Annotated in this window: 17 protein-coding genes and 1 pseudogene; 12 read left to right on the top strand and 6 right to left on the bottom strand. The window is 47.5% G+C overall.

All coding sequences use genetic code 11. From position 1 onward, the window contains the following. The first annotated feature begins 9 nt into the window (after positions 1-9). Positions 10-93: a damage-inducible type I toxin DinQ gene (gene dinQ, locus WN16_RS02400; protein ID WP_103790847.1), complete on the top strand. Its 84-nt coding sequence runs from the start codon at positions 10-12 to the stop codon at positions 91-93. Between the two features lie 66 nt (positions 94-159). On the opposite strand, the gene gorA is transcribed toward dinQ, so the two are convergent. Together gorA and WN16_RS02390 are read right to left on the bottom strand one after the other, a co-directional pair. Beyond that, entirely contained in the window at positions 160-1,512 is a 1,353-nt protein-coding gene (gene gorA, locus WN16_RS02395; RefSeq protein WP_003837777.1) for a glutathione-disulfide reductase, read from the bottom strand. Positions 1,513-1,616: 104 nt separating this feature from the next. Further along, entirely contained in the window at positions 1,617-2,459 is an 843-nt protein-coding gene (locus WN16_RS02390; protein ID WP_003023347.1) for a 23S rRNA (adenine(2030)-N(6))-methyltransferase RlmJ, read from the bottom strand. Between the two features lie 208 nt (positions 2,460-2,667). Here WN16_RS02390 and prlC point away from each other — a divergent pair, with 208 nt between their 5' ends. Both prlC and rsmJ read left to right on the top strand, forming a co-directional pair. After that, complete coding sequence (gene prlC / locus WN16_RS02385; protein WP_044702794.1) at positions 2,668-4,710, top strand: oligopeptidase A; 2,043 nt, start codon at positions 2,668-2,670, stop codon at positions 4,708-4,710. 134 nt (positions 4,711-4,844) lie between these two features. Beyond that, positions 4,845-5,594 (top strand): 16S rRNA (guanine(1516)-N(2))-methyltransferase RsmJ, encoded by a 750-nt coding sequence (gene rsmJ, locus WN16_RS02380; protein ID WP_003846155.1) that lies wholly within the window; start codon positions 4,845-4,847, stop codon positions 5,592-5,594. A gap of 92 nt (positions 5,595-5,686) precedes the next feature. Here the strand turns inward: rsmJ and WN16_RS02375 are convergent, their stop codons facing one another. Next, positions 5,687-6,886: an NAD(P)/FAD-dependent oxidoreductase gene (locus tag WN16_RS02375; RefSeq protein ID WP_003846157.1), complete on the bottom strand. Its 1,200-nt coding sequence runs from the start codon at positions 6,884-6,886 to the stop codon at positions 5,687-5,689. Between the two features lie 232 nt (positions 6,887-7,118). On the opposite strand from WN16_RS02375, the gene WN16_RS02370 reads away from it, so the two are divergent. Further along, positions 7,119-7,622: an Rrf2 family transcriptional regulator gene (locus tag WN16_RS02370; protein WP_003023361.1), complete on the top strand. Its 504-nt coding sequence runs from the start codon at positions 7,119-7,121 to the stop codon at positions 7,620-7,622. A 48-nt stretch (positions 7,623-7,670) separates the two neighbouring features. On the opposite strand, the gene dtpB is transcribed toward WN16_RS02370, so the two are convergent. After that, complete coding sequence (dtpB, locus tag WN16_RS02365) at positions 7,671-9,143, bottom strand: dipeptide/tripeptide permease DtpB (RefSeq protein WP_044702793.1); 1,473 nt, start codon at positions 9,141-9,143, stop codon at positions 7,671-7,673. Positions 9,144-9,424: 281 nt separating this feature from the next. Further along, positions 9,425-9,862, bottom strand: coding sequence for a universal stress protein UspA (gene uspA, locus WN16_RS02360; RefSeq protein WP_003023368.1), 438 nt, complete (start codon positions 9,860-9,862; stop codon positions 9,425-9,427). Between the two features lie 392 nt (positions 9,863-10,254). Between uspA and uspB the strand changes: the two genes are divergently transcribed. Next, the gene (gene uspB / locus WN16_RS02355) at positions 10,255-10,590 is read left to right on the top strand and encodes a universal stress protein UspB (protein ID WP_003023371.1); all 336 of its coding nucleotides are present in this window, start codon (positions 10,255-10,257) and stop codon (positions 10,588-10,590) included. Between the two features lie 64 nt (positions 10,591-10,654). On the opposite strand, the gene pitA is transcribed toward uspB, so the two are convergent. Further along, the gene (pitA, locus tag WN16_RS02350; RefSeq protein ID WP_003023373.1) at positions 10,655-12,154 is read right to left on the bottom strand and encodes an inorganic phosphate transporter PitA; all 1,500 of its coding nucleotides are present in this window, start codon (positions 12,152-12,154) and stop codon (positions 10,655-10,657) included. Between the two features lie 229 nt (positions 12,155-12,383). Between pitA and WN16_RS02345 the strand changes: the two genes are divergently transcribed. The 7 genes and pseudogenes from WN16_RS02345 (at position 12,384) to WN16_RS02315 (ending at position 21,315) form a co-directional block, all read left to right on the top strand. Further along, positions 12,384-13,586, top strand: coding sequence for an NAD(P)/FAD-dependent oxidoreductase (locus tag WN16_RS02345; RefSeq protein WP_046155123.1), 1,203 nt, complete (start codon positions 12,384-12,386; stop codon positions 13,584-13,586). Positions 13,587-13,728: 142 nt separating this feature from the next. Then, on the top strand, positions 13,729-14,571 hold the full coding sequence (locus WN16_RS02340; protein WP_000090707.1) for a TnsA endonuclease N-terminal domain-containing protein: 843 nt from the start codon (positions 13,729-13,731) through the stop codon (positions 14,569-14,571). Next, positions 14,558-16,680: pseudogene (locus tag WN16_RS02335) on the top strand (transposase). The gene WN16_RS02340 and the pseudogene WN16_RS02335 overlap by 14 nt, the downstream one beginning before the upstream one ends. Continuing rightward, on the top strand, positions 16,680-18,128 hold the full coding sequence (locus WN16_RS02330) for an ATP-binding protein (protein WP_001049180.1): 1,449 nt from the start codon (positions 16,680-16,682) through the stop codon (positions 18,126-18,128). The pseudogene WN16_RS02335 and the gene WN16_RS02330 overlap by 1 nt, the downstream one beginning before the upstream one ends. A gap of 40 nt (positions 18,129-18,168) precedes the next feature. Further along, positions 18,169-19,725 (top strand): TnsD family Tn7-like transposition protein, encoded by a 1,557-nt coding sequence (locus WN16_RS02325; RefSeq protein WP_001493477.1) that lies wholly within the window; start codon positions 18,169-18,171, stop codon positions 19,723-19,725. 11 nt (positions 19,726-19,736) lie between these two features. Beyond that, on the top strand, positions 19,737-20,663 hold the full coding sequence (locus tag WN16_RS02320) for a hypothetical protein (RefSeq protein WP_000262423.1): 927 nt from the start codon (positions 19,737-19,739) through the stop codon (positions 20,661-20,663). Positions 20,664-21,015: 352 nt separating this feature from the next. After that, positions 21,016-21,315, top strand: coding sequence for a helix-turn-helix transcriptional regulator (locus tag WN16_RS02315; RefSeq protein ID WP_001097216.1), 300 nt, complete (start codon positions 21,016-21,018; stop codon positions 21,313-21,315). Positions 21,316-21,666 lie beyond the last annotated feature (351 nt).

Genomic DNA, 21,666 nt, shown 5'->3' with positions numbered 1-21,666 from the left:
AGAAAACGGGTGATTGATAAAGCAATCATCGTTCTGGGAGCGTTAATCGCGTTGCTGGAGCAGATCCGCTATCTGCTGCAACTTTTGAACTGATAGCGGAAACGTAACTAAGGGCAAAGAGCTAACCCCTCTTTGCCCTTTAACACTCATGAAGTGCGATTAACGCATGGTAACGAACTCTTCTGCTGCCGTTGGGTGAATCGCAACGGTGTTATCAAAGTCTTTCTTGGTTGCGCCCATTTTCAGTGCGACCGCGAAGCCTTGCAGCATTTCATCCATTCCAAAACCAATACCGTGAATACCGACAATCTTCTCTTCCGGACCGACGCAAACCAGCTTCATGCGGCACGGCTGACGATGTGAGGTGACAGCGGTATACATCGCGGTAAATGATGATTTATACACTTTCACCTGGTCATCGCCGTGCTGTTCACGAGCCTGCTGCTCGGTCAGGCCGACGGTGCCAATTGGCGGATGGCTGAAGACCACGGTCGGGATATTGCTGTAGTCCAGATGTTCGTCCGGTTTGTTGTTAAACAGACGCTCAGACAGGCGACGGCCCGCGGCAACAGCAACCGGCGTCAGCTCAACGGCACCGGTGTTATCGCCGACGGCATAAATTCCCGGCACGCTGGTGTTCTGATATTTATCAACGACGATGTAGCCTTTTTCGTTGGTTTTCACGCCAGTAACTGCCAGGTTGAAGTTATCGGTGGCTGGTTCACGACCAATTGCCCAAATCAGGCAATCTACCGTTTCGCTACGACCATCTTCCAGTTGCAGGGTCAGGCTGCCGTCAGCGTTTTTAACGACCGCTTTCGGAATCGCGTGAGTATGCAGAGTCGGGCCTTCGGCGTTCATCACCTCAACCAGCGTGTCGACGATCATCGGGTCGAAGCTGCGTAGCGGCGCGTGTTTACGCACGAACAGATGCGTTTGGGCACCCAGGCCGTTAATCACGCCTGCCAGCTCAACGGCGATGTAACCTGCGCCGACGACCGCAACGCGCTTCGGCAGCGCGGGCAGCTCAAAGAAGCCATCGGAGTCGATCCCGTATTCCACACCCGGAATGTTCGGATGGCTCGGGCGACCGCCGGTAGCAATCAAAATATGATCGGCAGTAATGGTTTCACCGTTCACTTCAATGGTTTTGGCATCCACAAAGCGGGCAAAACCTTTAATCACATCGACATTATTTTTGCCCAGCACATTGTCGTACGAGGTATGAATACGATCGATATAAGCGGTACGTGTGGCGATCAGTTTATCCCAATCGAACTTATTGATGGTGGTGTCGAAACCGTAATCCGGCCCGTACATGTGGATCGCTTCGCGAACCTGGGCGGCATGCCACATCACTTTCTTTGGTACGCAGCCCACGTTAACGCAGGTTCCGCCTAACTCTTTGGCTTCAATAAGTGCGCATTTCTGGCCATACATTGCTGCACGGTTAATGGAGGCAATACCGCCGCTGCCGCCGCCAATAGCGATGTAATCATAGTGCTTGGTCATGACCGCTCCTTCATGTTCATTGTAGGGCGGAGACGCGTTACGCCATCCGCCAAAATATTCGCGATTGTATACCTGATATTAAAAGGTTCCACCGATGGCTGCGATTACTCCGGCACGATCCAGCTTACCGAGGTATGACCGGTTCCTGCCGGAACCAGTTTGCTGTGCAACCACGGCAAAACGTTGTTCATCTGCTGCTCCAGCTTCCACGGTGGGTTAATCACAATCATGCCAGACGCTGTCATACCGCGCTGATCGCTGTCCGGGCGCACCGCCAGTTCAATTTGCAGAATTTTGCGGATGCCGGTGTCTTCGAGATCGTGGATCATGCGCTTGATTTGCTGGCGCAGAACCACCGGATACCACAGCGCATAGGTGCCGGTCGCGAAACGCTTGTAGCCTTCGTTAATACCGGTGACCACCGCCTGGTAGTCGCTTTTGATTTCGTAGGGTGGATCGATAAGGATCAGCCCACGACGTGAAACCGGCGGCAATTTTGCTTTCAGCTGCTGATAACCATCGGCTTTGGCCACGCGTGCGCGCTCATCTTTCTGAAATTCGCCGCGCAGCAGGGGAAAGTCGCTCGGGTGCAGTTCAGTTAATTGCAGGCTATCCTGTTCGCGCAGCAGCTGGCGAGCAATTAACGGAGAGCCCGGGTAGTAGCGCAACTGACCGCTACGGTTGAAGTGTTGCACTACGCCAATGTAGGGTTCCAGTTCGGCAGGCAAATCGTCCTGCTGCCAGATACGGGCGATCCCTTCCAGATATTCACCGGTACGTTCGGCATGCTCACTGCTCAGCTGATAACGGCCAGCGCCAGCATGGGTGTCCAGATAGAGAAACGGTTTTTCTTTCTCTTTGAGCGATTCAATGATCAGGCTCTGGACGGTGTGTTTCAGGACGTCGGCGTGGTTGCCTGCGTGATAACTGTGGCGATAACTGAGCATGGGTAATGAAATTCCGCTGAAATGACGATTTGCCACAGTTTACAGCAGATCGGCACAGATTACCCGTAGGCCCGGTAAGCGCAGCACCACCGGGCGTCTTTCCGTCACGGTTAGCATTGAAATCCTCTACACTTAACCCCATTGTACAAATTAATATGCACAGCGCCGGATACGCGCTTCATTCACTCTTTTCAACAGGACCGCGCTAATGACCAATCCATTGCTGACTCCCTTCGAACTGCCGCCGTTTTCTAAAATTCAGCCTGAGCATGTCGTGCCTGCCGTCACTAAGGCGCTGAACGATTGCCGCGAAAACGTTGAACGAGTGGTTGCGCAGGGCGCGCCGTACACCTGGGAAAATCTCTGCCAGCCGTTGGCGGAAGTTGACGATGTGCTGGGGCGTATTTTCTCTCCTGTTAGCCACCTGAACTCGGTGAAAAACAGCCCGGAACTGCGCGAAGCCTACGAACAAACGCTACCGCTGCTGTCTGAATACAGCACCTGGGTTGGACAACATGAAGGCCTGTACAAAGCGTACCGCGACCTGCGTGATGGCGATCATTACGCCACCCTGAGTACCGCGCAGAAAAAAGCGGTCGATAACGCGCTGCGCGATTTTGAGCTTTCTGGTATTGGTCTGCCGAAGGAAAAACAGCAGCGCTATGGTGAAATCGCCACCCGTCTGTCTGAGCTCGGCAACTTGTACAGCAATAACGTCCTTGATGCCACGATGGGCTGGACGAAGTTAGTCACCGATGAAGCCGAGCTGGCTGGTATGCCGGAAAGCGCGCTGGCTGCGGCGAAGGCCCAGGCGGAAGCCAAAGAGCAGGTAGGCTATCTGTTAACGCTGGATATCCCAAGCTACCTGCCGGTGATGACCTACTGTGACAACCAGGGACTGCGTGAAGAGATGTATCGCGCTTACTCCACGCGCGCGTCTGACCAGGGGCCGAACGCTGGCAAATGGGACAACAGCCCGATAATGGAAGAGATCCTCGCGCTGCGCCACGAACTGGCGCAACTGCTGGGCTTTGAAAGCTACGCCTTTAAATCTCTGGCTACCAAAATGGCGGAAAACCCGCAGCAGGTCCTCGACTTCCTGACCGATCTGGCGAAACGTGCCCGTCCGCAGGGGGAGAAAGAGCTGGCTCAACTGCGCGCCTTTGCGAAAGCGGAATTTGGCGTTGATGAGCTTCAGCCGTGGGACATCGCTTACTACAGCGAGAAACAAAAACAGCACCTCTACAGCATCAGCGACGAGCAGCTTCGTCCTTATTTCCCGGAGAACAAAGCCGTTAACGGTCTGTTTGAAGTGGTTAAACGTATTTATGGCATCACTGCCAAAGAGCGCACCGATGTTGACGTTTGGCACCCGGAAGTTCGTTTCTTCGAGCTGTACGACGAAAACAACGAGCTGCGCGGCAGCTTCTACCTCGACCTGTATGCCCGTGAACATAAACGCGGCGGGGCGTGGATGGATGACTGCGTCGGCCAGATGCGTAAAAGTGACGGCACGTTGCAAAAACCGGTTGCCTACCTGACCTGTAACTTTAACCGTCCGGTGAACGGTAAACCTGCGCTGTTTACCCACGATGAAGTGATTACCCTGTTCCACGAGTTCGGCCACGGTCTGCACCATATGCTGACCCGTATCGAAACCGCGGGCGTTTCCGGTATCAACGGTGTGCCATGGGATGCGGTCGAACTGCCGAGCCAGTTTATGGAAAACTGGTGCTGGGAGCCACAAGCGTTGGCGTTTATCTCCGGCCATTATGAAACCGGCGAACCGCTGCCGAAGGAACTGCTGGATAAAATGCTGGCGGCGAAAAACTACCAGGCGGCGCTGTTTATTCTGCGTCAACTGGAGTTCGGTCTGTTTGATTTCCGTCTGCACGCGGAATTTAACCCGCAGCAAGGGGCGAAAATCCTCGATACGCTGGCGGAAATCAAGAAACAGGTCGCCGTGGTGCCGGGCCCAACCTGGGGCCGCTTCCCGCATGCCTTCAGCCATATTTTTGCAGGGGGCTACGCGGCGGGTTACTACAGCTATCTGTGGGCCGACGTGCTGGCGGCGGATGCCTTCTCTCGCTTCGAAGATGAAGGGATTTTCAACCGTCAAACCGGACAATCGTTCCTCGATAACATCCTCACCCGTGGCGGTTCTGAAGAGCCGATGGAACTGTTCAAACGCTTCCGTGGCCGCGAGCCACAGTTGGATGCAATGCTGGAGCATTACGGGATTAAAGCCTGATTTACCCGTCATACTTCAAGCTGCCTCTTCGGCAACTGCGCTCACTCACCCTGGTCACGTACTATTTGTACGTTCCCAGGGATTCCTTCACTTGTTGTCTTGATGCAACTCGAATTATTTAGGGTAAAGCGGAATTGAAAATCTGCTTAATTGATGAAACAGGCGCCGGAGACGGCGCCTTATCTGTTCTGGCCGCCCGCTGGGGACTGGAACACGATGAAGATAACCTGATGGCGCTGGTGATGACGACAGCACATCTGGAACTGCGCAAACGTGACGAACCTAAACTCGGCGGTATCTTCGTGGATTTCGCGGGCGGTGCGATGGCCCATCGGCGCAAATTTGGCGGTGGCCGCGGTGAAGCGGTGGCGAAGGCGGTCGGCATTAAAGGCGATTACCTGCCGGATGTGGTCGATGCAACCGCAGGGCTGGGGCGCGATGCGTTTGTACTGGCCTCGGTAGGCTGTCGCGTACGAATGCTGGAACGAAACCCGGTGGTTGCTGCGCTGCTTGACGATGGCCTGGCGCGCGGGTATGCCGACCCGGAAATCGGTCCGTGGCTGCAGGAGCGTTTGCAGTTGATTCACGCGTCGAGCCTGACGGCGTTAACCGATATCACACCTCGCCCGCAGGTGGTGTACCTCGACCCGATGTTCCCGCATAAGCAGAAAAGCGCGCTGGTGAAAAAAGAGATGCGTGTGTTTCAGTCGCTGGTGGGGCCGGATCTGGATGCGGATGGGCTGCTGGAGCCTGCTCGTCAGTTAGCCACCAAACGAGTGGTGGTGAAACGTCCGGACTACGCGCCGCCGCTGGCCGACGTAGCAACGCCGAACGCGGTAGTTACAAAAGGGCATCGGTTCGATATTTATGCGGGAACGGCATAGGCCAGATGGTCAGCTATAGTGCCCTTATCGGGTCTACAGCTCGGTGCCGTTAGTAGGCCGGATAAGGCGGTAGCCGCATCCGGCATCACGGGTTAAACAAACGGTGCCAGCGGATCGGCAATCTCAAACGCTACCGCGCGGTCCGCCTTCGGCGGGTAAATCAGCTCGCTGACAATCGACACCTTCAGCTTTTTCGCTTCTGCGCGCGTCAGTTTCACCTGCTGATCCCATCCTTCGCTATACACCGCACCCCAGGCACCAAGATCCAGGCAGGTGACGTAGTTTTCCTGACGATATGGCAGTGGTGTTATGTTTAACAGGTCTGCCGCGGCGTTATTACCGGCAAATTTACCCAGCAAGATGGCGTGCTGGCAGGTCATCAGCGCATGATTGCCTTTGTCGTCGGTGGCGGCGTAGGCTACATCGCCAGTGGCGTAGATATCATCGTGACCCACAACCTGCAGATTGGCATTTACATGCAGACGGCCCTGGCGATCGCGCGGGGCGTTAATCTGTGCTGTCAGGCTATTAGCCTGAACGCCGACGGTCCAGATAACTGTCTGGGAAGAAATCACCTGTCCATCTTTTAGCGTGACGCCAGAGGCATCCACGCACTCTACTTCTGCATTGACCAGCCACTCGACACCCAGTTCAGCAGAGGCTTCGATAATCACGTCACGTAATTCCTGGCTCCAGCGTCCGCCCGGCTGAGCGCCGCGTTCAACTACGACAACTCTGGTCTTAGCATCAGCGCCCAATATTTCGCGCAAACGACCTGGTAATTCCAGCGCCATTTCAATGCCGGTAAAGCCGCCGCCGCAGACCACTACCGTATTGCGAGCCTCACTTTCCGGTTGTAATGCCAGATCGTTAATGTGCTGCTCCAGTACGGCGGCGCTCTCAAGTTGGTCGAGGTCAAACGCGTGCTCGGCGGCACCGGTGACGGCGTCGCGGTTTACGTGACTTCCGCTGGCAAGCACCAGGCGGTCGTAGCGGCGCAGATGAATGTCACCGTTGGCATCTTTCCAGCTCACCTCTTTAGAGTCCGGGAGGATTTGCTCGACGTGACCTTGCAGGAAGTTGACGCCGGTAACGTCAAACAGCGGTTGCAGTGGTGCGACCAGCGTATGAACGGCGCTTTCATAAAAACGTGGGCGGACACGCAGCTCTGGCTGTGGCGCAATTACTGTAATATCAATGGCCTGCTGATGTTTATCCGCCAGTCGTGCGGCGCTTAATGCTGCCCACATACCGGCAAAGCCGGCGCCCACGATCAGAATTTGTTTACGCATTGGAGTTTTCTCACTGGTGACTACGAATTATTTACTCGGATTTTATTTGTCGTAGTTAAGAATTGCAATGCGATCGAGATCCTTTTTGCTTCAAAGGGTGAGGGTTTTTTATTATCTATTTGATAAATATGTATTTAAATTTTTATTGTGAAGAGGGGTTACTTTGCTGTCTGGAATGAGTGAAACGAAAAAGCTACAATAAACTCAGATTAATTTTGACTGAGATAAGAGAATGGCATTCTACAGTTCTGGGGTTGAGTACGGCATTCATAGCCTGATGTGTATGGTCGATAGTAAGGGCGACGCGAGGGATATGAGCGTGCGGGAAATTGCCGAACTGCAAAGTGTGCCATATGACTATCTGGCAAAAATTTTCACCCGTCTGTCCAAAGCGGGTCTGGTGCGCAGCATTGAAGGCAAGGGCGGTGGTTTCCAGTTAGCTAAACCTGCTGAACACATCACTGTACTGGATGTGGTGAATGCTATTGATGGTGATAAGCGCATCTTTGAATGTCGTGAAATTCGCCAGCGGTTGGCGGTATTTGAGGAACATCCACCAGAGTGGGCCTGTGAAGGCATTTGTGGTGTGCGTTCGGTAATGGACATGGCCCAGCAGCGGATGGAAGAAGCGCTCGGTCAGCATACGATTCTGGACTTGGCGCGCAAAATGTACCGCAAAGCGCCGGACACCTTTGTGGTGGAAGTGCAGGAGTGGATAGACGCGCGTAAAGGGTAGTGAGTGAAAATGCCGGATAGGGCAATAGCCGCCATCCGGCACTGAAGGTTATTGCTCGGTGCTCGGCGTATTAATCATGCGGTTCAGCCATGGCACCATAATCGCCATCACCACCGTTACGGCCAGGGTCACCAGACCAATCTTACTGAAGACGTTGGTATAGATAGGCAGCGTCTGCAGCGGGTCGGTGATGTTCTCTGGTACGGCGGTGAACGTCGCGACATAACCCCCCATCAGGAAGGCTGCTGCCTGGGTCAGGAACCACATCCCGAGAATAAAGCCCATCAGGTGTTGTGGCACGAGAGCGGCGACCATAGCCAGCCCCAGGGCGCTAATCAGCAGTTCACCCAGGCTCTGGAACAGATACACCAGCACGATAAACCACGGCGACGTCAGCCCCTGCGCATCGGCAAACCACATTCCGGCTGCAGCGGCGGTCAGGAAACCCAGCGAGCACAGGAACATACCGAGCGTAAACTTCATTGGCATGGTCAGGTCTTTACCTTTGTTGCCCAGACGGGTATAGATTGCGGCCAGTACCGGACTCGCCAGTACCACCCAGAACGGGTTCAGCGCCTGGAAGCTTACCGGGTTGATGGCGAAACCAAGAATTTCATGGTGCACGTTATTGATAGCAAAGAAGTTCAGTGAAGTTGGCATCTGCGCGTACAGGACGTAGAACACCACCGCTTCCAGCATCAGGATAAAGGCCACGAACATTTTGTTGCGCCCGGTTTTATCCAGTTTGAAGGCCTGACGGAAGAAGATGATCGTCACGGCAATTGACAGTACGATCAGCACCAGGTTGGCAATCTGCACGTTGTGCATCAGCCAGGCGCAGATAAATACCATCACTATCGTTCCAGCCAGCACGCAGAATAGATTACGGAAATTCAGAGGCTTATGGTCCGGCTCTGAACCGATATTCTTCACCATTCCACGGCAGGCAAAGTAGACCAAAAGCGCGACAATAAGCCCGGCCCCGCACAGATTATAGGTCACCGCGTAGCCAAACTTATCGGCAATCACCGGTGCCAGCGACAACGACAGCAGTGAACCGATGTTAATCGACATATAAAACAGGGTGAAAGCACCGTCCAGACGGGCGTCTTTCGGTGGATAGCATTTTGACAGCAGGCTTGCCGGGTTGGCTTTAAACAGCCCATTACCGACGGCAATGGTACCCAAAGCAATAAAAATCAGGTCGGGCTTAAGCAGTGACATCCCGGTCATGAAGTAGCCGATCGCCAGCACAATGGCGCCGAGTACCAGCGTGCGCTTGGTACCTAACAGATGGTCGCCGACGTAGCCGCCGATCGAGATCAGGCCGTAGACCAGCGCGGCAAATGCACCAAAGGTGACAAATGCCTGTTCCTGCGAAAAGCCGAGCTGCTTAACAAAAAATACCGCCAGGATGCCCTGAACGCCGTAATAGCCAAATCGTTCCCATAATTCAACAAAGAAGATCATGAAGAACGGACGAGGTTGCTGCAGCAAGCCCGTAGGTGCAGTTTTATTCATATTCCATCGCCTTTCAAAGCCATCCCGAAAAGTATGAACGCGTATGCTTAAACGCGCCGAAAAAGTCTTATTTTGTTATAGACTGCGGTTATTGGCCGCAGGAGTAGAGTATTATAGAGATGGTTTTCGATCCAATTAGTTGATCACACTAATTATGATTTATTTGTTGGATTGATGTACTAATTGTGTCTGAATGATAAAAACAAAAACGCCCGCAAAGGCGGGCGTTTACAGGCTTAACGACTTGTAGCGCGTCGGGTAATCTCCCGACGGCCAGCGTTTTATGCTTCTTCGTCGTCACGCAGCGGAACAATCAACATGTCGACGTGGACAGTGTTGATCAGTTGGCGCGCGGAGGACATTAGCTTGCTCCAGAAATCCTGGTGATGACCACAAACGACCAGATCCATGTCGTATTTTTTGATGGCATCAACCAGAACCTGACCCAGGTCGCCGCTACCGCTCAGGGTTTCGGTGATAGGGTAGCCTGCGTTGGTGGAAAGCTCGGTTAGCGCGTGGTGGGTTTCTTCAGAAATGCGTTTCTGCATGTCGCCCAGATTCACGTCGATAAGCCCGGTGTACAGGTCGGAATAGTTTACGTCAACGTGGATAAGGGAGACTTTAGCATTGTAAGGCCGCGCCATAGAGACCGCTTTTTCAACCAGAACTTTGCTTTCCGGAGAAAGATCAACCGCGATAAGAATGTGTTTATAAGCCATAGTGTTACTCCTTCCATAAGTTGTCGATGACTAGCCTGCTGGCGTTTACCTGCCGCCGCGTCATCCGCATCCTGCGAACCTTGCGCGCGGGGCTAGCCCAGTCGTAAAAACGTACCATATAAGGACTATCCTTACATTATAGCGACCAGGATAATCCGTCAATCCGCCTTGCTTGCCAAGCAGTTAAACAAATTTTTTAGTTAATTGCATTGATAGCGATTAACCTTCTGGCAAAAAAATTAACTAATCTCCTACACTATCTAGAGAGGCGTTCGGATGCGTGATACTAATACGAACGGTTCGGCTGTACTCTTCACTGAATGGTTTGGCAGGGTATCGGGGAGCGGTAGTCCCGGAAAGGAGTTCCGTGGGCGGGTCGCCGGGGAGGAGGTATGATAAGCACCATTGCATTGTTCTGGGCTTTATGTGTCGTTTGCATTGTTAATATGGCGCGCTATTTTTCTTCGTTACGCGCACTGTTAGTGGTACTTCGTGGTTGCGATCCATTGCTTTACCAGTATGTAGATGGTGGGGGCTTTTTTACCTCGCATGGGCAACCGAACAAGCAGATGCGTCTGGTGTGGTATATCTACGCTCAGCGTTACCGCGATCATCATGATGATGAGTTTATTCGCCGCTGTGAGCGGGTTCGCGGTCAGTTCATCCTCACCAGCGCGCTATGTGGCCTGGTGCTAATCAGCATGGTTGCGCTGATTATCTGGCACTGATGCCAACGACAGATACAAAAAAAGCGGGTCAGAAAACTGACCCGCTTTTTTACCGTGCATTCGCTTAGATAAGCTTCAGAGAGAGCCAGTAAAGCCCGCCGGAAAGAAGAATTGCGGCTGGCAGGGTGAAGACCCAGGCCATCAGAATGCTGGTCACCGTTTTACGCTGTAAACCGCCGCCATCAACAACCATCGTCCCCGCAACGGAAGAAGAGAGAACGTGGGTGGTGGAAACGGGCATACCAGTGTAACTGGCGAGACCGATAGAGACTGCGGCAGTCATCTGTGCCGACATCCCCTGGGCATAGGTCATGCCTTTCTTACCGATTTTCTCACCAATGGTGGTGGCTACGCGACGCCAGCCGATCATGGTACCAATGCCCAGCGCCAGTGCGACGGCCATAATGATCCAGATAGGCGCATACTCAATGGTGCTCAGCATGTCAGCTTTCAGTTTCTTCAGCAGACGCTGATCGTCAGTGCTTACGCCAGGCAGCTTAACCACTTTATCGGTGGTATCAGAGATGCACAGCATAATGCGACGCAGCTGACCACGCTGTTCGACGCTTAACTTGTCGTAGGTTTCCAGGTTCGCCAGCATACCTTTCGCACGTTCCAGCGCGTTGATGGTATTCGCCGGGTGGCAATGGAACTCTGTCGTCGTCGCTGGTGCCGCGTCCGTCGGGGACGGAATCAACTGGTCTACGCCTGTGGCCTGTTTAAGGAGGTCAGGACGCTGCTGGAAGAAGACTTCGACGTTATTGATGGCATCACGAGTACGGGTAATCTCGTAACCGGAAGCATTCATATTCACCACGAAGCCTGCAGGCGCTACGCCAATCAGCACCAGCATCACCAGACCAATGCCTTTCTGCCCGTCGTTAGCGCCATGAGAGAACGCCACGCCGATAGCGGAGAGGATTAGGGCAATACGGGTCCAGAACGGCGGCTTTTTCTTGCCATCTTTCTTTTCACGTTCTGCTGGCGTCAGGTGGATACGGGCACGTTTTTTTGTACCGCTCCAGTAGCGACGCAGAATGAAAATAAGACCGCCTGCAACCACCAGACCAACAATTGGCGAGATGATAAGCGAGGCAAAAATACCGATAACTTTCGGAATGTTAAGTGCATCTACCACAGAAGTGCCGGTCATCAGCGCATTGGTTAAACCAATACCGATAATGGCGCCAATTAGCGTGTGGGAGCTGGATGCAGGCAAACCAAAGTACCAGGTACCCAGGTTCCAGATAATTGCCGCCAGCAGCATGGAGAACACCATGGCGAGGCCATGTGACGATCCCATATTGAGCAGCAGATCCGTTGGCAGCATATGCACGATGGCATATGCCACGCTGAGACCGCCCAGCAAAACACCAAAGAAGTTGAACACCGCAGCCATGACCACCGCCAATTGCGAACGCATTGCACGGGTATAGATCACGGTTGCGACAGCATTGGCTGTATCATGGAAGCCGTTAATCGCTTCGTAGAACAGCACAAAAGCCAGAGCAAGCAATAGTAAAAGCCCGGTATGTAAATCCAGGCCAGCAAACAAATGTAGCATAGGACGTTACGCCATTTTGAGGACATGAACGCGGCGCATTATCAGTGACTTTGGCGGCGCGGGCAAAGTGAAATATAGAGTTTTTTTGATTTGTCTCCTGCTTTGTTTTACACCACTAAAGAATTATCCTATATATTTCAGTTAAATACCCTTTATCGGTAGTTTGGTGCTGGTGCGACCACTGAGGAATCTTTACAATTCACACCCGCTTTTTAGAGAGGATCGCAACGTGGAAAGGTTTGATACCGTTATTATAGGCGCTGGCGCAGCGGGTATGTTTTGTGCCGCGCAGGCAGGACAAGCAGGTAGTCGCGTACTGCTGATTGATAATGGTAAAAAGCCGGGGCGTAAGATTCTCATGTCTGGCGGGGGACGCTGCAACTTTACCAATCTTTATGTCGAGCCTGCCGCCTATTTGAGCCAAAACCCCCATTTTTGCAAATCGGCGCTGGCGCGTTACACGCAGTGGGATTTTATCGACCTGGTGGGCAAACACGGTATTGCCTGGCACGAAAAAACGCTAGGCCAGCTGTTCTGCGATGATTCCGCACAGCAAATTGTCGATATGCTGGTAGACGAGTGTGAAAAAGGTAACGTAACTATGCGGTTACGTAGCGAAGTCCTGAGCGTCGAGCGAGAGGGTGATGATTTCATTCTCGAATTGAACGGGATGACCGTTGGCACGAAAAAGCTGGTTATTGCCTCCGGTGGTCTCTCTATGCCGGGTCTGGGGGCAACGCCGTTTGGTTATAAAATTGCCGAACAGTTCGGTCTGAACGTATTGCCAACGCGCGCAGGACTGGTGCCCTTTACGTTGCATAAGCCACTGCTGGAGCAGCTTCAGGTGCTCTCTGGCGTGTCCGTTTCTTCCGTTATCACCGCCGAGGACGGCACCGTCTTTCGTGAAAATCTGCTCTTTACGCACCGCGGGCTTTCTGGTCCGGCCGTACTGCAGATTTCCAGTTTTTGGCAGCCAGGCGAATTTGTCAGCATTAATTTGTTGCCGGATGTTGACCTTGCGAGCTTCCTCGATGACCAACGCAGCGCCCACCCTAATCAGAGCTTAAAGAATACGCTTGCTATGCAGTTGCCAAAACGGCTGGTGGAATGTTTACAGCAGTTAGGGCAAATCCCGGACGTCTCGCTGAAACAGCTTAATGTGCGTGATCAACAAACGCTGGTTGAGACGCTGACCGATTGGCGGGTGCAGCCGAACGGTACGGAAGGGTATCGTACCGCTGAAGTCACGCTGGGCGGCGTTGATACCAATGAGCTTTCATCGCGCACGATGGAAGCACGTAAAGTGCCGGGACTCTATTTTATCGGCGAAGTTATGGACGTTACCGGCTGGTTGGGAGGCTATAACTTCCAGTGGGCATGGTCGAGTGCCTGGGCGTGCGCGCAAGATTTAGCGCCTGTCCGAGGACAATAAAGTTGTACACAAAGCACTAAAGTTGTAACCATTCTCAAAAAACGACGCTAATGTTGTATACTTACTGAATGTGTGGTTATAGGGTTGGAGACTATAAAATGCACATATAGGTACGTATCAATGTCGTTTTTAGGGTACGATCATGGCTAGGGGTAGGCGTCTCAAATCCTATTTGGATTATGAAAATGCGCTAGGTGACGGCATAGGAGTGGGCTATGGCCAAAGTTATCAGCCCTGGCTTAGAGCTCAGGACGTTAAATCCCGTGGAAACCGTTCGATAGTCTTTGGCCTTAAGACGTTTCGAAACCATCATCTCCTTTCTTCTGTCGAAAGTAACTTTTTCTATCTGGCTGAGTTTAATGACTCGGTGATTGATATCCGGGAACAATTCCCACTCTTTCCTCTCCGGCTTACCCAACAAATAGCAAATCATCTACATTTTCAACATCCTATGGTGAGGGGAGTAAGAGGAGTACCTGTCGAAGTTCTGAATGTTATGACAACCGATTTTTTACTGACCTTGAGAACTCCTGAAGGCGGACTTCGATACAAAGCTATAGCAGTAAAACATAACGAGAGCATACCTGAACGCGAAGCCCAAAAACTTGAAATAGAGAGGATGTTTTGGCAGTTGATTGATGTTGAGTTTCAAATTTATGTTGGCTCGGAACTCAATAACGTCGTCGGTAAAAACATTTGCTGGGCTACTTCTGTATTAAGAGATGGTTCTGAATTTTATGATAAATATCCTCTTGATAAAATCCTATGGAAGCTTAAACCAGATGTTTATCCCATAGTAGGACTACGTGCAATGATTTCATCAATCTTTGGGGTAGATGCACAAGAAGCGATGATGTTATTGCAGGCAATGATTGGATTAAAAATGATAAATGTTGATTTATCATATCCAATACTCGAAACCGGTCTGATAAAGATAATTTCCAATGACCACTATATAGGACTGAACGCAAATGGATATTATTAGGAATTCAGTCTGGCTCTCTCAAGGCACTGATTTGCTTGCAGAGGGACTTTACCGTGTTTTGGATTTTGACAGAAAGGTCGATTTGTTAATTTTGTTTAAAATAAAATCAGAAAGAACGGGTAAGCCAATCCCTTTCTCATTTTCAATGTTTAAATATTATATTGAATCAAATAGCATAACTTGTAAAGATTATATATATCCTTCATATATGTTAGTAGATGAGAAAGAATTAACAGATAAAGACAGAGGAAGGCGAGATGAAAATTACAATATCATTAAAGATCTTGTAGATGACAGAATGTTTCTGTTCGACTATGCATTACATAAAAAGTCGCACCTTTTAATGGATTACTCAAGAAATAAAAAAATATCACAATATACTATCAGAACGCTTCTGGCGTTGTATTGGCGACATGGGCAGGATATTTATGCATTGCTACCCGCATTCTCGAACTGTGGCGCCGCTGGGAAAAGTAGAATCAAACATGAAATTAAACTTGGGAATTCCAAAAAAAACAGAGCATTACCTAATGAACGATCACGTGTTTTCATTCTTAATGAAAGAGATATAAATAATATTAGAAAATCTCTCATTACGTATCATTATAAAGTTAACGGAGATACGATAAAGAAAACATTAGAGAGACATATTGATTTGTATTTTAGGGATGAAATTAAAACAGCAAACCTAGAAAATAGAGCTCCATATGTTCCTTCTTTAAAACAATTTTCATACTGGAATAAAAAACTCTTCACTAAAGATTTCTCGATAAATAAGAAGAACACGAAAAAAGAAATAGACCTCAAAATGCGGGCGCTTTTAGGTAGTGTGGCTAATACAACTGTTTTGCCGGGTGATGTTTTCGAAATAGACTCAACTGTCGCTGATGTACATCTTATTTCGAGTTTAAACAGACGAAAAGTCATTGGGCGTCCTACTATTTATACAGTGGTGGATCGTGCAACAAGAATGATTGTTGGCCTTCATGTTTCTTTATACCATGCTTCATGGCGAGCCGCCCGACAAGCGTTAGCAAATTGCTTTATGCCAAAAAAAGAATATTGTAGATTATTTGGAATCTCTATTACTGATGATGATTGGCCTTGTTCTCACATTCCATTAACATTGATGTGTGACAACGGGGAGATGATTGGTCTTAAACCTCAGGAAGAGATGACCCCCTGACAAAACTTGAGTTTGCGCCAGTCGGTAGAGGCGACAGAAAAAGCATTGTTGAACGCTGTTTCGGCATTCTGAATGATGAGGTTATTCATAGGCTTATTGGAACAACACGAAGGGGAAAGATTGTTAAAGGAGAGCCAACACCGCAATCCAGGGCTTGTTTAACGATTCAGGAGGTCACGTCTTTACTGATTCGGGAGATACTTGCACATAATCAGAGAACGTATGAGGAACTGGCTTATATCAATCCCTTACTGATTGAAAATGATCTCGTAATATCACCAAAAAATAGTTGGATGATAAGCTTAAAGCACGGGAGATTCAGCGCAAGAGCCGTTGGGGCCGACGAAGTGATCGCACGATTGTTAATCCCTGTGAACGCTAACATTACCGCCGGTGGGATTCAGTACAATAATCTTTTTTATGAATGTGATCCTGAAATTGCATCAGGTGTCAGAGTATTTGGAAGAACCACTTGTGAAGCAAGAATAGATGACAATTGCGTAGATTATATATATGTAAGATTTGACAAAAATAGCATTTTCAAAAAACATTACCTACTTAAGAAAAGAGATGTATTTAAAGGGAAAGCTCATCTTGATACAGATGTAATGGCTGATTGGGTAGATACTCAAAAAGAAATTAATTTATTTACTCTGGATTCGCTCAGCAATATCAATAATAAAGATGAATTTAACAGGAAAGGTAACGAAAGATTAAATGAAATATACGAATCTCGCCGGGTACATGGTAAAGATATTAAAAAGAACAGGAAAAATGAACTTGATTCATTAGGGCGAACTCATGTTGCTAATGGAAGATCTGAACCCCTACTTCCTTCATCCAGTAATGTTCTGCTTTTGCCTGGCCGGGAGGAGAAACAAAGATGGTTAAAAGGTAAGAAGAAGACTGAGGACGCAGAATAATGAATCTTATACGGCGCGTTTCAGCGATATATAAAGAACAGGAGTTACCTGAGTATCGTGGCAATCCCTTAATTGAAGCACTTCCTGAAGCGCTTACGGAAGATGAAGTACTTCTGGAAATGAGTTATTTCCCCGAAATTGACGAAAAAATCCGCTGGACTGCCCCGGCGAATGTTAGAGAGCAGTATGTCGAACGTATAAAGAAATTCCGTTGCCCTCAAACCAATCTTATCCAGGCTTATAAGATGATCTTACGGGCACTTAGGGAAAGCTATGCAGCTCGTAATCCTTTAAAAAGCGGAACAATTCAATATCTTCATTACTATGGAAATGAGCGTCCTGATATTGAGCCAGAAAGTGGATATTTTAAATCCCAGGCTGAAACTATTACGATAGTTGGAATGAGTGGTTCTGGAAAAACTACCATGATTGAGCAAGTCATGGATCATTTCCCTCAGATTATAGAACACAGCAGCTATAAAGGAGTTTTTCCCGGCTTCAGTAAGCAAATTGTATGGGTAAAGATTAATTGTCCATACAATTCAAGTGTGAGAGACCTTTGTGAAGAGATTTTACAAAAATTAGATGATGCAATTGGTATTGAACGAACTACACCTGAGATTAGAAATGGTGCTCTGGCTCGCCAGATTGCACAAAGAATTAAATCATCATTTTTGGGTATCCTTGTTATTGATGAAATGCAGAGGCTTAAATTTTCAAGAACCGGGGGTGAGAGTAAGTTGATTGATTTTTTACATGAAATTGTAGATTCCATGGGGGTATCTATGGTTTTTTGTGGAAATCATCCTTTTGACGAGACGCTGACAAAGAAAATGAGAATTGCCAGGCGGGCAGAGTCTGGTGGTTACATGAAAATTAAGAATGTTAGATACGATTCACAAGACTGGCAATCGTTTATTCATTATTTATGGCCATTACAATGGACAAATGTTGAAACTCCATTAAATGATGAGTTAAACGAAAAATTATTCATTTTATCTAAAGGCAATATTGGATTGGCTCAGATGATTTATCGGGGGGCACAATTAAAGGTTATCGGTAGCGGCAATGAAATCATCACTGGCGCAGTCTTGTCGGCCTCTGTACCGGTACTCGTGAGTCATACGGAGGAATATAAGGATACTCCACTCCCGGGGGCCGCGACTGAAGATGAGGAAGCTAAATGGCTCTCTGCATCTAATGAGGGTGATGCTTCGGCTAAAATCATGGCAGAGAAGTCCCTAAAGTCTTTGATCCCTGGGGATATAGACAGGCCACAGCACAAGGAATTCGTAGGAAAAATAGACGAGGTTTTGCGCAATTTCGACGAGAAAATACTGTCTCTTGACCACGATCTTGTTATCAACAGAACAGCTGAAAAGAAAAATACCTACGATGCTCTTCAGCGTTGCGGGCTTATAAATATAGATCCACTTAATAAATTGTAATGAGGTAACAGTTCGTAACGGTCAAAGAGAGGTGTGGGAAATGAGAATGTTGCCTGTTTTGCCTGATGAATCCTTGTTCAGCCGGTTTTGTCGGACAACTACCGTGTACGGTATGTCCCCATCTTCTCTGTTAACGATCATTTTCAACAAACCTGATATGAACGTCCATCCAATTCTCAATTCAGGATTAAAGGCTATTTCTCTTCATACATCCGAAAGTGCAGATCAGCTCTGGCATGAACAGACTTTACTCCCTCTTTTTGCCTGGGCACTACCAATCAGTCGTAATGAAATTATGGATTTCAACACGACCCCTGCCAGGCTTAATCGATTGTGCCGCCTTAGTAATTTTTCACTAGGGCAGCGCACACTATTGAAGTTTTGCCCGGTTTGCGCTCGTGAAGATACTTTTCATTATGGTGTTACTTATTGGCATCTGGCGCATCAGCTTCATGGGGTTACAACCTGCCATCGGCATCCGGTAGCGCTTGAAAGCATCCATGTCCCTTCTTCACCGCACATACGTATTGGACTGATGCCTCCTGTTTCGTATACAGAACAACTTAGCAATGAGATAGACTTCGATTTTGCTAAGTTTTGTTATGAGTCCCTAAATATAATCAGAAGAAAAGATATTACACACCCCAATTACATGGATGTACTTAAAAAGTTGAATTTATTATCATTGGATGGAAATTTAAAGAAAAATGTATTCTACGCACATGTTTATGCTAAGTGCCAGTTATTTGGGGAGGGTTCATCGGGACTTATACCAACATCCCTAACTGATTATCATTACTGGGAGCCTATACTCAAAGACAAATGTTGTCAGCATCCCACAAAGCATCTTTTGCTTTGTTATTGTTTGTTAAATACTTGCTGGCCAACGTATGCAGGAAGTCGTACTAATAAAAAGAAAGAAATCTTTAAAAGTCATAAGAAATACAGTTTTCATATAGTTGAAAATAATACTAGTGTTAGCAACCTTGGGAAGGAATTTAGTCGCAGCAGATGTTACATTAAAACACTTATTTATAAAAAATACCTGAGGGTGTTTAAGCGAAACACAAAAATTAATATATTCACTGAATTGCTTATCAAGTCTATGGCTGTAAGGGGGTTTAGTCTGGCATCCATAGCTGAGAAAAACTCATTATCGGAAGGAGCTGTATCCTCTGTAATTTCATCTTGTTACGGTTTATGCTCATGGCGTAAAAAATGTAAAAAAGATTCTTTAAGACGGCGTCATAAGCAGAAAATATTAAGATTTATACATAATCAATCCGTTTCTATAACACGAAAGTTAGTCAAAGAAAGTTGTTATGCAAGTTTCTATTGGCTAAATAAACATGAATGTGACTGGCTTAATTCCTGTCTTCCTAAAACAATACGATGCTATAAAAATAAAAGAGTAGACTGGAGCGAGAGAGATATTATCTCATCATCATTAATAAATGATGTTTTATCTCAGGGGCAGTACTCGATGTCACTTACAAGTCTAGATGCTTTACTGGGAGGGCATGGCTGGCTTTTGAAATACAGAGATAAACTACCAATGACAATGATACTTCTCAGAAAAATGGAACTAATTAAATAAGAGGGAGTTATATGGTTTACGAAAATGAATTGTGGCACAGTTTTCTTCTGCGTTCACAGATAATGTATAACTTATCCAATTGCAGGAACATAATATCAAAGCATGGCGCACTAAGGTACGATGCCTTTCCTCGTTTCGAACTGATTGATATGTACAAATTGCATAGCTTGCAGGATATATATGACATTCTTGCCACTAGAAATGGTTATATACTAACTTCCAATATAGTGTCGTTATCTTCTGGTGTTTACGGGTATTTTAACGCTGTTGAAGATGCCTGTCGGAAAAATTTTCACATAACTAATTCATATCCATTGGTAAACATCTCAAACATTCGTTACTGTCACAAATGTATTGTTGAAGATATACACTCTAAAGGCATTGGTTATCTGCGTCATAGATGGTTGTTTGAATCTAAATGTGCAGTTCATAGTACCAGTTTATATGAGGTTTGTTTTGATAACTATTTGAATGCAGTGAAAGGACTTAGTGACTTAATTATAAGTGGAATAAATCCTCATGGTTATTGTTCCCTTGTGGTTGACGTTTCAAACCCTTTCAAAAATCCAGTGTATATATTACCATGTGCACGTAATAAAATTTTAAAATGGATTTCGGACAATAAAAATATGCTGATTTACTTTCTCTTTGATCTCTTCAAATGTAAGTCGCATTCAAGTTTATCTAAGGTTATCGAAGTCAAGATAATGCATGATAGATATATTTCTGCGGTGTTCAAGATGTTAAGTGAAGTTAATTTTTGTAATTTCAACTCATTTATTTCTGATATTTTTGAGGACGTAAGTTATGCCTCTATCGGACTTGATGATTATTCTGTTAATGTGCATTTTCTCAGGCTAAGGGCTGCAGATTGTAAATTTTGCCAGTTGAATGGTAAATATTTTTGCTCACTTTACAATGTAAAACTTCTTCGCTAATTTCACTTCATTTATAAAATACTAAGAAAGCTAGTTAGATAAGGTTTTATATTTTGACTGGGGCAGGAATAAATTATCACTCATAGAGTTTCCCTGGGGGTTACCACCTGTGTATGATGCCGGTTAGCAACAACGTCTAAAAGACCTGCGATCACGTGGGTCCCTCTCCAGCAAAGGGGCAAGGGGTGCTATATAACGGTGTACTGCTTACCCAATACGGCCTTGTATTTGAAAGATGCCGCATCTTGGCAGGATTCGTATTACAGCCTATAGTCTGTTAATGAGCATTACAGCCTATATGCTGTAAATCCCTGCGTTATGCTTGTTAACTCGTCGATACGGAAGGTCACTTATGAACACTCAATACGCTTTGAAGACTTTGAATCAGTTACGTCCTGTTTTAATCGGCTTTCGCAAAGCCAATGGACTGACGCAAAAAGATGTTTCTGAACGTTTGGGTATAACACAGCAAACTTATGCCCGACTAGAGGCCAACCCTGCAAGTGCGGGTTTTGAGCGTTTGTTTAGGGTGTTCAGCGTCCTTGGAGTGGAGATCGTACTTTCATCCAGGGAACCATTGTCAGATGCAAAGCCCGAATACGGAGCTATGCACAATTATTCTTCACTTCCAGCCAGGCGGGAGAAATGGTGACGCCTGGCGCTTCCCGGTCTAATTTTTCTTCAACAAGATTAACCCCTTAGCGGCCTGAAGTATCAGGTTGCGATAGAGCCTTTCATTTCTTCTGTTATGTTAAATACACCATTTTGAGCTATTTCGCTCGGCCTTAAATTATCTCTTCATTCTTCAGTGAAAATTTTATGTCGATCACATTATCGATGAATTTAGGAAATTATCCGTAAATGAAAATCTATCTTCTTTTAAATTCATCAGTGTCAGTAGCAAATATTACGCATAAAAGAATGGTTATTATTATCATTTAAATTATAAAGCTCATGAGTCAATTCCAAAAAATATAATAAGCATTGAAATTATTACCCGTGA

The sequence above is a fragment of the Citrobacter sp. ABFQG genome (genome assembly GCF_004322975.1).
Taxonomy (GTDB): Bacteria; Pseudomonadota; Gammaproteobacteria; order Enterobacterales; family Enterobacteriaceae; genus Citrobacter; species Citrobacter freundii.
Note: the sequence above shows the minus strand (reverse complement) of the source record. Positions and strands in the feature narration are given on the sequence as shown.

Bases quoted from the DNA above. Each gene is read 5' to 3' on its own strand.
- WN16_RS02320 (WP_000262423.1), top strand. From the start codon at position 19,737: ATGGTTTACGAAAATGAATTGTGGCACAGTTTTCTTCTGCGTTCACAG.
- WN16_RS02325 (WP_001493477.1), top strand. From the start codon at position 18,169: ATGAGAATGTTGCCTGTTTTGCCTGATGAATCCTTGTTCAGCCGGTTT.
- gorA (WP_003837777.1), bottom strand. From the start codon at position 1,512: ATGACCAAGCACTATGATTACATCGCTATTGGCGGCGGCAGCGGCGGT.
- uspB (WP_003023371.1), top strand. From the start codon at position 10,255: ATGATAAGCACCATTGCATTGTTCTGGGCTTTATGTGTCGTTTGCATT.
- WN16_RS02330 (WP_001049180.1), top strand. From the start codon at position 16,680: ATGAATCTTATACGGCGCGTTTCAGCGATATATAAAGAACAGGAGTTA.
- WN16_RS02370 (WP_003023361.1), top strand. From the start codon at position 7,119: ATGGCATTCTACAGTTCTGGGGTTGAGTACGGCATTCATAGCCTGATG.
- WN16_RS02340 (WP_000090707.1), top strand. From the start codon at position 13,729: ATGGCTAGGGGTAGGCGTCTCAAATCCTATTTGGATTATGAAAATGCG.
- dtpB (WP_044702793.1), bottom strand. From the start codon at position 9,143: ATGAATAAAACTGCACCTACGGGCTTGCTGCAGCAACCTCGTCCGTTC.
- pitA (WP_003023373.1), bottom strand. From the start codon at position 12,154: ATGCTACATTTGTTTGCTGGCCTGGATTTACATACCGGGCTTTTACTA.
- WN16_RS02375 (WP_003846157.1), bottom strand. From the start codon at position 6,886: ATGCGTAAACAAATTCTGATCGTGGGCGCCGGCTTTGCCGGTATGTGG.
- WN16_RS02390 (WP_003023347.1), bottom strand. From the start codon at position 2,459: ATGCTCAGTTATCGCCACAGTTATCACGCAGGCAACCACGCCGACGTC.
- WN16_RS02315 (WP_001097216.1), top strand. From the start codon at position 21,016: ATGAACACTCAATACGCTTTGAAGACTTTGAATCAGTTACGTCCTGTT.
- prlC (WP_044702794.1), top strand. From the start codon at position 2,668: ATGACCAATCCATTGCTGACTCCCTTCGAACTGCCGCCGTTTTCTAAA.
- uspA (WP_003023368.1), bottom strand. From the start codon at position 9,862: ATGGCTTATAAACACATTCTTATCGCGGTTGATCTTTCTCCGGAAAGC.